Annotated in this window: 11 protein-coding genes; 5 read left to right on the top strand and 6 right to left on the bottom strand. The window is 58.4% G+C overall.

Annotation, left to right across the window (positions count from 1 at the left end; all coding sequences use genetic code 11):
• Positions 1–29 precede the first annotated feature (29 nt).
• Entirely contained in the window at positions 30–1,478 is a 1,449-nt protein-coding gene (locus tag OEG84_RS21185; protein ID WP_267656280.1) for an aldehyde dehydrogenase, read from the top strand.
• An 87-nt stretch (positions 1,479–1,565) separates the two neighbouring features.
• Here the strand turns inward: OEG84_RS21185 and OEG84_RS21180 are convergent, their stop codons facing one another.
• The 5 genes from OEG84_RS21180 to OEG84_RS21160 all read right to left on the bottom strand — a co-directional run bounded on the left by OEG84_RS21180 (position 1,566) and on the right by OEG84_RS21160 (position 7,122).
• Positions 1,566–3,197: an FGGY-family carbohydrate kinase gene (locus OEG84_RS21180; RefSeq protein WP_267655588.1), complete on the bottom strand. Its 1,632-nt coding sequence runs from the start codon at positions 3,195–3,197 to the stop codon at positions 1,566–1,568.
• A gap of 25 nt (positions 3,198–3,222) precedes the next feature.
• Positions 3,223–3,951 carry an SDR family oxidoreductase gene (locus OEG84_RS21175; protein ID WP_267655587.1) on the bottom strand — a complete coding sequence of 243 codons (729 nt, stop codon included), beginning with the start codon at positions 3,949–3,951 and terminating at the stop codon, positions 3,223–3,225.
• 18 nt (positions 3,952–3,969) lie between these two features.
• Positions 3,970–5,217: a sugar ABC transporter permease gene (locus OEG84_RS21170; RefSeq protein WP_267655585.1), complete on the bottom strand. Its 1,248-nt coding sequence runs from the start codon at positions 5,215–5,217 to the stop codon at positions 3,970–3,972.
• Positions 5,214–6,020 (bottom strand): ATP-binding cassette domain-containing protein, encoded by an 807-nt coding sequence (locus tag OEG84_RS21165; protein ID WP_267656279.1) that lies wholly within the window; start codon positions 6,018–6,020, stop codon positions 5,214–5,216. The genes OEG84_RS21170 and OEG84_RS21165 overlap by 4 nt, the downstream gene beginning before the upstream one ends.
• 64 nt (positions 6,021–6,084) lie before the next feature.
• Positions 6,085–7,122 (bottom strand): ABC transporter substrate-binding protein, encoded by a 1,038-nt coding sequence (locus tag OEG84_RS21160; RefSeq protein WP_425602878.1) that lies wholly within the window; start codon positions 7,120–7,122, stop codon positions 6,085–6,087.
• A 205-nt stretch (positions 7,123–7,327) separates the two neighbouring features.
• Between OEG84_RS21160 and OEG84_RS21155 the strand changes: the two genes are divergently transcribed.
• A complete protein-coding gene (locus OEG84_RS21155) occupies positions 7,328–8,374 on the top strand; it encodes a helix-turn-helix transcriptional regulator (RefSeq protein WP_267655584.1) in 1,047 nt (348 codons plus the stop codon).
• Between the two features lie 90 nt (positions 8,375–8,464).
• Here the strand turns inward: OEG84_RS21155 and OEG84_RS21150 are convergent, their stop codons facing one another.
• Entirely contained in the window at positions 8,465–10,129 is a 1,665-nt protein-coding gene (locus OEG84_RS21150) for a GMC family oxidoreductase (RefSeq protein WP_267655583.1), read from the bottom strand.
• A gap of 207 nt (positions 10,130–10,336) precedes the next feature.
• On the opposite strand from OEG84_RS21150, the gene OEG84_RS21145 reads away from it, so the two are divergent.
• The 3 genes from OEG84_RS21145 to OEG84_RS21135 all read left to right on the top strand — a co-directional run bounded on the left by OEG84_RS21145 (position 10,337) and on the right by OEG84_RS21135 (position 14,512).
• Positions 10,337–11,242, top strand: coding sequence for a LysR family transcriptional regulator (locus OEG84_RS21145; protein ID WP_267655581.1), 906 nt, complete (start codon positions 10,337–10,339; stop codon positions 11,240–11,242).
• 493 nt (positions 11,243–11,735) lie between these two features.
• Positions 11,736–13,226, top strand: coding sequence for a CoA-acylating methylmalonate-semialdehyde dehydrogenase (locus tag OEG84_RS21140; RefSeq protein ID WP_324288232.1), 1,491 nt, complete (start codon positions 11,736–11,738; stop codon positions 13,224–13,226).
• A gap of 209 nt (positions 13,227–13,435) precedes the next feature.
• The gene (locus OEG84_RS21135) at positions 13,436–14,512 is read left to right on the top strand and encodes an ABC transporter ATP-binding protein (RefSeq protein WP_267655577.1); all 1,077 of its coding nucleotides are present in this window, start codon (positions 13,436–13,438) and stop codon (positions 14,510–14,512) included.
• The last annotated feature ends 15 nt before the right edge of the window (positions 14,513–14,527 follow it).

The raw sequence follows: 14,527 nt of genomic DNA, 5'->3' as shown, positions 1-14,527 counted from the left end.
ACCAAAACTCCACAACGAGGCACAGCACCATGAAAAATCTCGACCTCTATATCGACGGAAAGCACGTCGCTGCTTCCAACAACGCCACGTTCGAGCGGAAGAACCCGGTGACCGGAGAAACCGTGACGATTGCGGCTGCGGCGTCCCTTGAAGACGCAGCAAAGGCGGTTGACGCGGCAGCCAGGGCGTTTCCGGCCTGGTCGGAAACCGGCCCGGCGGAGCGGCGCAAGATGCTGCTTGATGCTGCTACGTCTCTCAACAGTCGCGCCGACGATATTGTGAAGGCCATGGGCGAGGAAATCGGCGCAACCGAGGGCTGGGCACGGTTCAACGTGATGCTGGCTTCGAACATGCTGATCGAAGCCGCTTCGCTGACCACGCAGATCAAGGGCGAAATTGTTCCGTCGAACCGGCCCGGATCGATGGCAATGGCCATTCGTCAGCCAGCGGGCGTAGTGCTGGCAATGGCGCCCTGGAACGCGCCGGTTATTCTCGGGGTGCGCTCGATCGCAACGCCACTGGCCTGCGGCAATACGGTAGTGATGAAGACGTCTGAGCTCTGCCCGCGGACGCACGCGTTGATCATCGAGGCCGTGGCCCAAGGCGGCCTGCCTGACGGCGTGCTGAACGCGATTTCCAACGCACCCGAAGACGCGCCGGCATTGGTAGAGGCAATGATTGCAAACCCGGCAGTCCGGCGGATCAATTTCACCGGCTCGACGCGGGTCGGCAAGGTGATCGGCGAACTGGCGGGTCGCTATCTCAAGCCGGCATTGCTGGAACTTGGCGGCAAGGCCCCGATGATCCTGCTCGAAGACGCCGACGTCGATGCGGCAGTCGCTGCGGCCGGTTTCGGCGCCTACATGAACCAGGGACAGATCTGCATGTCGACGGAACGCATCATCGTGGTGGGGGCCGTCGGCGATAAATTTGTCGAAGCGTTTTCAAAGAAGGTGGCGCAGCTAACTGCCAGCGATCCACGCGAAGGCTCGACGCCGCTTGGCTCACTTGTCACCCTCAGCGCGGCCGAACGGATTCAGGATCTCATAGAGGACGGCGTTGCCAAAGGCGCCAAACTCATCGCCGGTGGCGGCAAAGGCACCATATTAAACGCAGCGGCGCTTGATTACGTCACCCCCGACATGCGGCTTTACACCGAGGAAAGCTTCGGACCGGTGGTCAGCATCATCCGTGCCGGTTCGGTTGACGAGGCCGTGCGGATTGCCAACGACAGCGAGTTCGGGCTTTCCTCGGCTGTGTTCAGCAAGGATGTCATGCACGCCATGAGTGTTGCCAAGCGGATTGAAAGCGGTATCTGCCATATCAATGGCCCAACTGTGCATGATGAAGCGCAAATGCCCTTCGGCGGCGTCAAGGCTTCCGGCTATGGGCGATTTGGCGGCAATTGGGGCATTGCCGAATTTACTGAACTGAGATGGATCACAATTCAGGACGGCACCCCGCATTACCCGATCTGATCCCTGCCCCCCGTCCGGTCACATTGAGTGTCGTGACGGGGGAATTTCTCCCGCAAATTGGTGCGCTCAACCTACGATCAGATCAGGTCAAATGCCAGCGGCCGTCCTCGCCACGGTCTGCAACTGCTGGAATATGTCGAACCGGGTATCATGAAGATCCCGAACTGCACCTTGCTTCGGTTGATAGTGCGATGAGAAGGAGGACATCTTCGACATCGCAATGTGAATGTCTTCATGTATCCCGGCCGCCACGCTGCCCAGAATTGCCGCGCCCAGGAGAACCGGCTCCTCGGTTGCAGGGGCGGCGAGTTCGACGCCCGTTGCATCCGCCAGCAACTGCCGAACCAGATCGCTGCGGCCCGCGCCGCCGCTGATGACGATGCGGTCCACCTTGGCTCCCGCCTTGGCTTGTGCATCGATGATCTGGCGCAAGCCGTACGCGATGCCGCACAGGCCAGCGATATAAAGCGCGACCAGGTTGTCGACGTCCCGTTCCATCCCCAGACCGGCAATGACGGCGCGGGTCTTCGGGTCTGCATAGGGCGCCCGGTTGCCAAGGAATTCCGGCACCACATAGACTGATCCAGCCAGTGCGCCCGCATTGGAACTGCCATTTAACGTGGCACCAGCGCGCCGCGCCAGCCAGGCCGGTAGGGACAGGTCCTCGCGCGCGGCCGCGGCGTGGGCCTCGGCGGCATAGGGGTGGAAATCCAGCAGTTGATCAATGGCTGCCCCGGCCGCTGACTGGCCGCCTTCATTGAGCCAAAGACCCGGGACCATCGCCGAGAAATAAGGGCCCCATACGCCCGGCACGAAGACCGGCTCACGGGTTGTGGTCATGGTGCATGAGGATGTTCCGAACACATAGGCGAGATTGGCGTCGGCTCCGCCGCCTCCCTCTGCCCCGACAGACCCGATACCACCTGCATGGGCATCAATCAGGCCTGCCGCCACGGGCGTTCCGGGCAGTAGGCCCAGGTCGTTTGCAGCCTGACTGGTCAGGCCTGAACCAAGAGGCGAACCGGCGGCAACCACATTCGTGCCTATGCGCTCAAAGCCCTCGTCGACCAGTTCCTGCAGTCCGATGGCATTAAAATAGTCAGGATCCCATCTGTTTTCGTGCGCCAGATAGGTCCACTTGCAGGTCAATGTGCAGATCGAGCGGGAAAGATCGCCGGAGGCTCTCCAAGTCAGGTAATCGGTCAAATCCATGAATTGCCAGGCCTTGGCGAAAATCTCCGGACGGTTCTCCTTGAGCCACAGCAGTTTCGGCGTTTCCATCTCCGGCGAAATCTGTCCGCCCACATAATTGAGCACCTTTTGGCCAGTCGCATTTATGCGTTCTGCCTGTTTTATCGCCCGATGATCCATCCACACCATGATATTGCGTTCAGGGTAATCAGGGTTCCCCACAGGCAGCGGTGTGCCGTTCTCGCCAAGCACGACAAGTGAACATGTAGCATCAAAACCAATGCCGCGAATTTGTTCTGGCGCCACGCCTGCTGCGGCCACCGCACCGCGCACCGACTTTACAACTGCCTGCCAGATGTCCTCGCTCGATTGCTCGACGACATCGGCTCCTTCACGGTAAATCGACACTGGAGATTTGTCGGAGCCGACCAGACGTCCGTCTGTCGTGAAAACACCTGCTCTGGCGCTCCCCGTCCCCACATCTATTCCCAGTACATAGCCGTCTGAGCCATTGTTCATTTTGGTCATGGGTTCCCCCCAAGGCTTGAACCGATCACAGATCAACACTGTTTGGCAGGATCACCATGTCGCGGATAACGACACCGCGAGAACGCGTCAACATGAACAATACAGCTTCGGCAACTTCGCGCGGCTGCATCAGCGAGCCATTGGCAAGCGCCTCTTCCATCTTTTCCTTGGGCCAGTCGTCCAGCAGAGCCGTGACAACTGGTCCGGGGAGAACGGCGCCCATGCGGATGCCGTGTTGCGAAACCTGGCGGCGTGTGGTGTGAAGAAACGCCTGCACCGCAAATTTCGAGGCCGTGTAGATCGGCTCCCAGACCACCGGGACAACACCTGCGATGGAGCTGGTAAAGATCACGTCTCCGGTTTTGCGCTCAATCATGCCCGGCAAAACGGCCTGCACACTGCGGAACGCCGCGTTGATGTTGAGATTGAGAACCCGGTCCCATTCGTCCGGATTGCCTTCCGCGGCAGCCCCGCCCACATAGGCGCCGGCATTGGCATGAAAGATATCGAGCGGACCAACCAGCGCTTCGATCTGCGGCACCATCACCGAAACTTTGGGGCCGTCGAGAAGATCAATCACGAGCGGTTTGGCATTGTCGCCCAATTCCTCGCAGAGCTCGTTCAGCCGATCCTTCGCCCGGTCGATCAACACGACCTGCGCACCTTCTTCGATCAGGATCCGGGCACATTCGAGCCCGATCCCCGATGCCGCACCGGTAATGGCTGCAGTCTTGTTTTCCATCTTTTTGTTCATTGCATTTTCTCCCGGGACCTAGGCGCGACCGTGGCTTGCACGCGACCGGCGTGCGAGCGAGTCAACGATGACCGCAATGGCGAGAACGGCGCCTGTGATCATGTAGCGAAGCGATGAGCTCAGATTGAGCAATGTCAGGCCGTTGGAAATTGCCATGATGACGAGAACACCCAACAAGGCTGACCACGCCGACCCGCGCCCGCCGAACAGCGACGTGCCGCCAATCACCGCGGCGGCGATCGCATTGAGGTTGACGTCACCGGTTCCCGCCTGCTGGCTGGCGGAGGCAAGGCGGGCGGCTGCGAACACGCCTCCAAGGGCTGCGAAGGTCGAACAGACCACGAATGCCGACAGGCGAATGCGCTGGACGTTTATCCCCGAACGGCGGGCTGCTTCAGCATTGCCACCCACGGCAAACATTGACCGGCCCCATTGGGTGCGGGTCAGGGCGTAATCAAGGATCATGACGAAAAGCACGAAAACACCGAACATCCAGGGCACGCCGCGCCCCTGCCCCAAATAGAACACTGCGAAGACCAGCGCGGCTGTCAGGGACACGGCCTTGACGACCGTCACACTCATTCCGGACGAAGAAAGGTTCGCCGCAGTTCGCCGTTGATTGGTGTGGATGCCGCCAATCACCAATAGCGCACCGGGAATGACAGCAACCAGATAAGAAAGCCATGCTGGCATGATCATGATCTGTCCGAACCGCACGAGCGCCGAGGTGAAGGGCATATTGATCGATCCGGTCGGCCCCAGAATATAGAGTTGCATTCCCAAGAGCGCCAGCAGCCCTGCCAGGGTTGCCACGAAACTTGGCATCTCGAAGCGATTGCGCAAAAAGCCGTACAGAAGCCCGACCAGCGCGCCAGAGACCAGCACGGCAAGGATCGTGACAGGCAAGGGAATGCCCATATTGACCCAAAGCACGCCGGTAATCGCGGAGGCAAGACCGCTCATCGAGCCGATCGACAGGTCAATCTCTCCAAGCAGCAGAACGCAGACAACCCCGAGCGAAATGAAGCCAACGGCTGCGGCATCAAAGAGCAGGTTTACCAGATTATTAGGTGCAAGAAATATCGGGTTGAGGGTGCTGAAAACCACCGAAATCAGCAAGAGACCAACGACGACCGGCAGCATTCCAAGGTCACCCGAGCGAACCCGGTCGGTAAAGCCGCGCAGCGCGCCCGACAGGCCCGCGTCATGGCGCATGCGCGTATCAGCGCGATCAAGTTGTGGAGCGGATTGTGTTTCCTGAGTCATTGGTTTTCACTCACGGGCTCTAGTTGGCGTGCTGCACGGCGCGAGACCGAATTTTCGCTGGCGCCGGTAATGGCCGCCACGAGGTCCTGATGCGATGTTTCGGCGGTGAAGACGCCATTGTTCTTTCCCAGACGCAACACGACGACGCGGTCTGCAACAGCGCGGACATCTTCCATATTGTGCGAAATCAGAATGACGCCGTGACCGCGATCACGAACCCGCTCGATCAAATTGAGGACCTCTGCCGTCTGGGCCACACCCAGTGCCGCAGTCGGTTCGTCCAGCATGATGATTTTGGGGTCCAGCAGCAACGAGCGCGCGATGGCCACCGTCTGCCGCTGACCACCCGAAAGAGAGGCGATGGGCTCGCGCACCGACGGGATGCGGGCCGCCAGTTCCTTCAGCAGCGTCCAGGCGCGCACTTCCATTTGCACCTCATCCATGCGCCACGGCGAAATTTCGTGGCCGAGAAAGAGGTTGGCAACAACATCGAGGTTCTCACACAGCGCCAGATCCTGAAAAACCGTAGCAATGCCCATCTCCAGCGCCTTGCCGGGTGTATCCAGCGTTACTTTCTTTCCAAGATACTCGATGGTGCCGGAGGTCGGTTGATGCACACCGGCCAGAACCTTGACCAGCGTCGACTTGCCCGCACCGTTGTCCCCCACCAGGGCGACAACCTCACCTGCATGAACGTCGAGCTCAATGTCTTCCAACGCGGTCACGGCACCGAATTGTTTGCCGATACCCCGCAAGCGAAGAATCGGCTCGCCGCTGCCCGGGCCGGTCTGTTGCTCTGTCATGACGTTTCTCTCCCAAAGAATGGTTGCGTGGCGCCATCTAGAGACGCCACGCAATAGGCCCAATTTATTTGATGTCGAGAGCGGCGCAAGCATCGGCATATTCGGCCGTGCAGACTTCGGCAGCGGTCTGGATGCCGGCATCAAAGATTTCCGCCTTGATGTTCTCCTTGGTCACCACGGCCGGCACAAACAGCTTGGACGGCGTATTGTACAGGGTGGTGCTGGCTTCAGGTGTTTCACCCTTGAGCAGCATGACGGCAATATCGGCGGCCGCAGCGGCGACGATTTCAGACGGCTTGGAAATCGTGTTGTACTGATCGCCGGCAATAATCAGCTGCAGTGCGGCAATGGTCGCGTCGTTGCCTGTGACGGGCGGAAGCGGATCAACACCCGCAGCTTTCAGAGCGGCAATTGCACCACCGCCGGTTCCGTCGTTGGCTGCCACGATGCCCTTGATGTCCGCTCCAAAACGGGTGATCTGACCAGCAGCCCATTCCTGTGCCTTAGGCGGGGCCCAATCGGGCGTGTCAAACTCGGACAAGGTCTTGTAGGGCGACGCATCAAGCGCGCGATCGATACCATCGCGGATCAGGCCGGCTGCCGCATCGGTGGGCGAACCGTTGATTTGAAGAACCCCTGAACCTTCGGGCACGCCCGACGCCTGCAGGTGCTCGACCAGCGACTGTGCGATAGCGTAGCCGATGCCTTCATTGTCAAACGAAACATAGAAGTCCGCCGGAGAGTCCGGGATTGGCCGATCATAAGCGATCACCTTGACATCCTGGGAGTGGGCAATCTGCACCAGCGCAGCTGCGGCGGCGGAATCTACCGGGTCAAGAACGACCACGGTCGCACCCTGGGTGATGACCGAGTTGAACTGCTGCTGCTGAAGCGCAACGTCGGCGTTGCCGTTCTGGTAAATCAATGTGCAGTCCGGGCAGGCCTTGGCCATTGCCGCCTGAAAGCCGGGCCAATCATGCTCTTCATAACGTGTCGAAGCCTGATCGGGCATAAGGAAAGCGACAGTCTGCGCATATACAGGCGTGGCAAACATGGCCGCGACGAGCGTCGATGCGGCCGCAAGCAAAGTGGTCCTGGTCATTTGAATTTTCCTCCAAAAGCGTGTGAGCGACTCTTATGCGGAGGACGGATAACAAAGGAGATACCGCAGTTCTGACCGCCCGTCGGAACGGGTTGCTGCGGCTCGCATTAATGTCCTCCCCCGCACATATTCAGGTGCGCAATCGAATGAACATTGTGCTCATTCGATTGAGCAAACATTGCTCCATCGATTTATCTGAGTCAAGATGCATTTCCAAAGCGCCGGAAAACTGCGCCGGGCCGAGAAGGGCAAGATGGATAAAAATACAAAAAGAACAACTATTTACGATCTTGCAACGCTGGCCGGCGCCTCTCCGAGCGCGGTCAGTTCCATTCTCAACGGGACCTGGAAGAAGAGAAGAATCGGCCAGAAGCTGGCTGAGCGCGTGATACGGCTTGCGGAAGAGCAGGGATACGCTGTCAATGTTCAGGCCAGCCTCTTAAGACGGGAGCGCTCCAACATAGTCGGGATGATCGTCCCGAAATACGACAACCGGTATTTTGGCAAGATTGCAGAGCAATTTGAGCAAGTCGCGCGCGAGCACGATCTTTTTCCGGTCATTACCTGCACACAGCGGGACCCGGAACTGGAATTCGAGGCCGCAAAGGAACTGGTTTCGTACCAGGCTGAATGCGTTATCTCGACCGGGGCAACCGACCCGGATCGCATATCCGCGTTTTGCAGGGCATCTGGCGTGCAATCGATCAATCTGGATTTGCCGGGAAGCGACGCGCCTTCAGTGATCTCCGACAATTATACGGCGGCACGAGATCTGACCGATCTCATTCTTGATCGTTGTGAGAAGGATCTGGGGTGGAACGGCCCCTTGAAATTCGTCGGTGGCCGGTTGACCGACCACAATACGGCTGCGCGCCTCGAAGGCTTTCTGGCAGCCCAGCGCGCACGCGGAATTTCAGTTCCCGATACGTACATCATGGCATCGGGCTACTCGGCCGAGAAAGCAGCGGGGGCTCTGGCAGACTTCGCGCCCGATGGCCCCTCCGGCCTGTTCGTCAACTCGACCATTTCTCTTGAGGGCGTTGTCCGCTGGCACAGCGAACTAGCGAGTGGCGCCGACTGGGTAAGATATGGTTGTTTTGACTGGGACCCGTTCGGTTCTTTCCTACCGGGCAACGTGGGGATGGTCGAACAGGATGTCACCACCATGCTCAACACGGCATTCACGCTGGTCGGCACACAGACCGAATCGAAAGAACGAATATTGATCCCCTGCATACTCAGGGCTTTCTGATAGGAACAAGGCGATGTCAGATCGCGCTCAGTGATCAGCCCTGGATCACTGAGAAGCCATCCCATAGCCACGTGAAAACGCGCAGTTGCGCTATCGGCCGGACAGGATCCAGCGTGCGGCTTTTTCGGCGATCATCAGCGTCGGGGAGTTGGTATTGCCGCTGGTAATTTCCGGCATGATGCTGGCATCCACGACCCGCAAGCCTTCAACGCCCTTGAGCCGCAATTGCGGATCAACCACCGCGCTGGAATCGTCCACACGGCCCATCTTGGCGGTGCCTACCGGGTGGAAGATGGTTGTGGCGATATCCCCCGCCAGCTTGGCCAGTTCGTCATCACTCTGGTACTGGGTGCCGGGCTTGAATTCTTCGGGCTGATAGACCTGCATCGCCGGTTGCCCCATCAACTGCCGCACCTGCTTGAGGCTTTCGGCGGCAATCTTCCGGTCTTCCTCGGTGGCAAGATAATTGGGCGCGATTTTCGGCGGATCCCGGAAATCGGCTGAGCCGATATGGACATGGCCGCGACTGGTGGGATTGAGATTGCAGACACTCACCGTCACGGCGGGAAAATCGTGCAGGTCCTCACCGAACGCCTCAAGGCTGAGTGGCTGGACATGGTATTCGAGGTTGGCATAGGGGCGCGCCGGATCGGAGCGCACGAACGCACCGAGCTGACTGGGCGCCATGCTCATCGGGCCGGAGCGCTTGAGAAGGTATTCCAGCCCGATCAGCGCCTTGCCGAACAGGCTGTTGGACAGGGTGTTAAGCGTCCGTGTGCCCCTGACCTTGTAGACTGCGCGGATCTGAAGGTGATCCTGCAGATTTTCTCCGACCGGCGCGTCGAGGATAACGTCAATTCCGTGAGATTTCAGAAGTGCAGCCGGACCAATGCCCGACAATTGCAGGATCTTCGGCGAATTGACCGCTCCGGCCGACAGCACGACTTCGCGCCTAGCACGGACGCGCTCGGTTTGCCCACCGCGATGAACTACCGCCCCCGTACAGCGCAGCGTGCCGTCCGCAGCGGTCTCAAAGTTCAGCTTCTCGACTTGTGCCTCAGTCCAGATCGTCAGATTTGACCGCGACTTCGCCGGCCGCAAAAACGCCTTCGAGGTATTCCAGCGCCAGCCGGAGCGTTGATTGACGTCAAAATAACCGACACCCGCATTGTCACCGCTGTTGAAATCATTGGTCTTCTCGATCCCCATTTCGACTGCCGCTTCGGCGAAACTATCGAGCACATCCCAACGCAGCCGCTGCTTTTCAATGCGCCATTCGCCGCCATGGCCGTGAGTATCGGAAAACCGGCTATTGCCCCCGGTTTCAGGATCGGCGCCATCATCGAGCCGATAGTGATCCTCATGCGCCTTGAAATCATTCAGGGAATTTTCCCAGTTCCAGGCCTCGTCGCCGGTCTGCCTGGCCCAGTTGTCATAATCGCGGGCCTGGCCGCGCGTGTAGAGCATACCGTTGATCGAGGAACATCCGCCCAGCGTCTTGCCACGCGGATAGCGCAAACTGCGGCCATTGAGCCCCTTGTCCGGTTCAGTGTGGTACATCCAGTCAGCGCGCGGATTACCTATGCAATAAAGGTAGCCTACGGGGATATGTATCCATGGATAGGTATCGCGCTTGCCGGCCTCAAGCAGCAGCACACGGTTGGCCGGATCTGCGCTCAGGCGGTTGGCCATCAGGCAGCCGGCGGTCCCCCCACCAATCACGATATATTGGAATGTCGCATCATTATTGGTCAAGGTTGCTGTTTCCCTTCATTCAGCGGCCGGAGGCCCTATGGAGGGAACAGTCACGAGATAACCCACCAAGCCCCTGCGACTGTGGTCCGGAGCTTGAATAGCGGGTATAGCCGCGCCCCTCCCAGTCCGCGACCTGACACGACCCTAGAAATGCTGGCCAAAGAAATCCAATGACAAAATGCACAATACGATATTAGGGTTTTTTATATGGACAGACTTTCCAACATCAACACATTGCTGGCGTTCGTTACCGTTGCACGGGAAGGCAGCGTTTCACGGGCGGCCGAGATGCTGAATCTGACCCAGCCGGCAGTCAGCCACCAGATCAAGCGGCTGAGCGAAGAGACGGGGATCACATTGTTCCGGCGCACAGCGGCAGGGCTTCAGATCACCGAGGACGGCGCGGCAATCCTGCAAAAGGCCGAACATGTGCTGTTGGCCATGAACGAGTTCCGGCGCAGTGCGCGCCAGCAATTGGGCCGGGTAGCAGGCACGCTGAAGATCGGAACCATTGTCGATCCTGAATTCATCCGCCTCGGTCGGCTGCTCAGTCAGCTCAGGGTCGAGTTTCCCGAAATCGCCACAGAGCTCATCCACGGCGTCAGCGGAGATATCCTAAACCAGCTCAAACGCGGACGGATTGACGCCGGTTTCTATCTCAGCGCGCCCGACGCGGTCGAACATCCTGATGCCGAAGAACCGATCCATGCCGTCAAGCTCGCGGACTTTTCCTATCGTGTGATCGCACCGTCGGGATGGGACAAATGGGTCGAGAACGCTGGCTGGGGTGAACTGGCGGTGCTGCCCTGGATCGGAACACCCGAAGATTCGGCGCATAACCGGTTGTTAACGAGCATTTTTGCCGAGCAGGGGTGCAAGCAGAATATCGTGGCGCTGGTCGATCAGGAAGCATCGATGTTGGAGATGGTGCGCTCGGGTGTCGGCCTGAGTCTGTGCCGCGAGTCGATCGCGCTCCATCAAAGACAATCCTTCGGGCTTGCCATTGGCAACGCGGTCTCGGTGCCCGCATGCCTGAGTATCATCACGCTGGAGCGACGCAAGGATCACCCGGTCGTTTCAGCCCTCTTCAGCCTGCTTCAAAACACCTGGTGATCAGCTCGATCAACACGGCAGCCGCTGCTTCTGCGCAGGCCAACAGATTGTTGCTGTTGGAAAACCGAGACAAGTTTGCATTGGCCTGACACAGTCGGGTTGTGTTCTGCCCCCCAATCACCACCCTGCTCGGCTCAACCGGGCCACCTGAAGCGGGTCGGGAGATCGTTTCCGGGAAAATGCTGCCCTTCAGCCAGGCCTCCGACGTCCCGCAGCAACAAAAACACCGATCTCTGTCGCGCCAGCCACGTCATTTCACGGGACACGCCCCACGTCGGAGGTCAGGGAAACAACCGGCAGCCACCAGATCGTACCCAACTTGATGGCAGCCCACCCGCCGGCACTCTGAATGCAAACGCCCGCGCGGGCCAGTTGCCGTGACATCTGTACCCATCTTATTCGCCGCCCTGTACCTAGAAGAAACTCGGAAGTTCGCAGAAGCTATTGATCGTAATACGTTCGTGCCACGCAAAGTTATCATTACCTCCGCGGCATGTTTATCCAAAACTTCCCCAAGGGATGGATTCTGATGAACGACCTTCTTACACTTCCCAATGTCGCTTCGATTGTTTCGGGAAAACCATACGCGACAGAAACAACTTCACTCGTTATCGACCCGTCACTTGATAACCCTGTTGCGCGGCTTTCCCATGCCGATGACACGATCGTCGAGCGGGCGGTCGAAGCTGCTTCTGCCGCGTTCAAGACATGGCGTGACGTTACCCCTGCCCAGCGCGCGCGCTGCCTGATGCGGTTTCGCGACATCGTTGACCGCAATCGTCAGGAACTGGCGGCCGTAATCGTACGCGAACATGGAAAGCCGACCGCCGACGCGATGGGATCAATCGATCGGGGACTGGAAGTGGTGGAGTTTGCCATGGGCGCTCCGCACCTGCTGAAGGGCGAGAATTCGGATCATGTCGGGACCGGTGTCGCCACCCGCTCATCGCGCCGGCCTTTGGGGGTCTGTGCTGGAGTTGTGCCATTCAACTACCCGGCCATGATACCAATGTGGATGTTTCCGATGGCCCTCGCCTGCGGCAACACATTTATCCTCAAACCCTCGGAGAAGACGCCAAGCGCAGCCAATATGATCGCGCAGATGCTCGCAGAAGCCGGCGTTCCCGAAGGCGTCTTCAGCGTTCTTCACGGCGGACGGGAAGTCGCGGAAGCGCTGATTTCGCACCCCGATGTGGCGGCTGTGTCCTTCGTCGGATCAAGCGCTGTTGCCAAATCCGTCTATCAGACCGCGACCCGGCACGGCAAACGCGTGCAGGCACTGGGCGGCGCCAAAAATCACGCCATCGTAATGCCAGACGCAGACATGAAAAGCACTGTAGACGCAATACTCAGTGGCGCATTCAACTCGGCCGGTCAGCGCTGCATGGCGATTTCGGTGTTGGTTACCGTCGCCCAAGCCCACGACCAACTCATGCCGGCTCTTGTGGAAGCGGCTTCCCATCTCAAACTGGCAGCTGGAAAGCGCGCAGATTGCTTCGTTCCACCTGTCAATTCCGCCGATCAGTATCAGAGGATACTGCAGCATATCGATAACGGTATCGAGGAAGGCGCGTCGCTGCGTCTCGACGGAAGGCAGGGCAGTGAAACGTCGAAAGGATTTTTCATCGGACCCGTCATCTTCGATGACGTAACGCCTGCCATGTCTATCTACCAACAGGAAATATTTGGACCTGTCCTCGTTGTAATGCAGGTAGATGATCTCGATGAAGCCATCGAACTAAGCAACAACCACGCCCTTGGTAATGGCGCAGTTATTTTCACCAGCTCCGGAAAATCCGCAAATACATTCGAGCGCGACATCCTGTGCGGCATGCCTGGTGTCAATGTCCCGGTGCCATCCCCCGTTGCGTACCATTCCTTTGGTGGAACCAAGCAGTCTCTTTATGGCGACCTCGCCGTTCATGGGCCGGATGGCATTAACTTCTACACACGCAGGCAGGTGTTGACGACCCGATGGCCCTGAAAACCTGCCCACAGCCTGCCTGTTTTAGACGCCATGCCTTCGCTTTGTTCGAGCAGCGCAGCAGACGCTACTCGTGCCCGACAGCATCCTCTCCCTGCAACCATTCCTGTGAAAACGTTGTCTTCGTGAAATTACATCAAGTTCAAAGGTCCACCATCAAGGTTACTTAATCGGCGGCATGCGTGTCGAAAAACTATTGGAGCCACTCAGTGACAATAGAATTCAACTCCGTTAGCAAGATATTCGCCAACAGCGGATCAACCCGCGTTCTGGATGACGTAAATCTGGTGATTGAGGACAATGAGTTTTTCACGCTCCTTGGCCCATCTGGCTGCGGCAAGACCACATTACTTCGCATGATCGCCGGTTTCGAGCATCCAACTTCAGGTTCCATCACCCTGTTTGGGGACCCGCTTGAGGCAACACCGCCAAACGCGCGGCCGGTCAATACGGTTTTCCAGCACTATGCGTTGTTTCCCCACCAGACAGTCGAACAAAACGTAAGTTTCGGCTTGAAAATGCTGCGCCGTCCGGCAGCAGAAATAAAAGTTGACGTTGAACGGGTTCTCGATCTGGTTCAACTCGGCGATCTGGCGAGGCGGTTGCCGCATCAGCTTTCCGGAGGACAACAACAGCGCGTCGCCCTGGCGCGCGCCCTGGTGACCCGCCCGCGCGCGCTGTTGCTTGATGAACCGCTGTCGGCTCTCGATTCCAAGCTGCGTGACGAGATGCGCGTCGAACTGAAAACGCTGCAGCGCGAAATGGGTATCACTTTTGTTTTCGTCACCCATGACCAGGGAGAGGCGCTGGCGATGAGTGATCGCATCGCGGTCCTGTCAGGAGGTCGTATCCAGCAGGTCGGCTCTCCGGACGAAATATATGATCGGCCCGCCAACCGCTTTGTCGCCCAGTTCGTCGGAGACACCAATTTTCTGGAAGGGACAGTTTTTTGCGGACCTGGGCGAGAGTCCGTATTCCGCACCAGTGCGGGCGCAATCATCCCCATTGCCGACACCTCTTACCAGGAAAATCAGTGTGCAACTCTGGCCTTCATCCGTCCGGAAAAACTTCATCTGAGCAGTTATGCTGATGCGGAAGCGAGCGGACGTAAAGGGCTGCGTGGCGTTGTCAGCAACAAACTCTATCTCGGCACAGACACAGTCTACTCGATCGATCTGGACGGCGGGGAAACCTTGCGGGCTCAGAATCCAGAACACGAGCGCAGCGGAAAACCATTTCGAGATTGGCGTCCCGGTCAATGTCAGCGCCGAGCACAACGCGTTTAGAACATTGGGCGTGCC

The sequence above is a fragment of the Hoeflea algicola genome (assembly GCF_026619415.1).
Taxonomy (GTDB): Bacteria; Pseudomonadota; Alphaproteobacteria; order Rhizobiales; family Rhizobiaceae; genus Hoeflea; species Hoeflea algicola.
The sequence above is the reverse complement of the archived record's forward strand: the minus strand, read 5'-3'. Positions and strand labels throughout refer to the sequence as shown.

Coding starts and splice junctions, on each gene's coding strand:
- OEG84_RS21165 (WP_267656279.1), bottom strand. CDS start 6,020: ATGACAGAGCAACAGACCGGCCCGGGCAGCGGCGAGCCGATTCTTCGC.
- OEG84_RS21170 (WP_267655585.1), bottom strand. CDS start 5,217: ATGACTCAGGAAACACAATCCGCTCCACAACTTGATCGCGCTGATACG.
- OEG84_RS21180 (WP_267655588.1), bottom strand. CDS start 3,197: ATGACCAAAATGAACAATGGCTCAGACGGCTATGTACTGGGAATAGAT.
- OEG84_RS21155 (WP_267655584.1), top strand. CDS start 7,328: ATGCATTTCCAAAGCGCCGGAAAACTGCGCCGGGCCGAGAAGGGCAAG.
- OEG84_RS21140 (WP_324288232.1), top strand. CDS start 11,736: ATGTTTATCCAAAACTTCCCCAAGGGATGGATTCTGATGAACGACCTT.
- OEG84_RS21160 (WP_425602878.1), bottom strand. CDS start 7,122: ATGACCAGGACCACTTTGCTTGCGGCCGCATCGACGCTCGTCGCGGCC.
- OEG84_RS21185 (WP_267656280.1), top strand. CDS start 30: ATGAAAAATCTCGACCTCTATATCGACGGAAAGCACGTCGCTGCTTCC.
- OEG84_RS21145 (WP_267655581.1), top strand. CDS start 10,337: ATGGACAGACTTTCCAACATCAACACATTGCTGGCGTTCGTTACCGTT.
- OEG84_RS21175 (WP_267655587.1), bottom strand. CDS start 3,951: ATGAACAAAAAGATGGAAAACAAGACTGCAGCCATTACCGGTGCGGCA.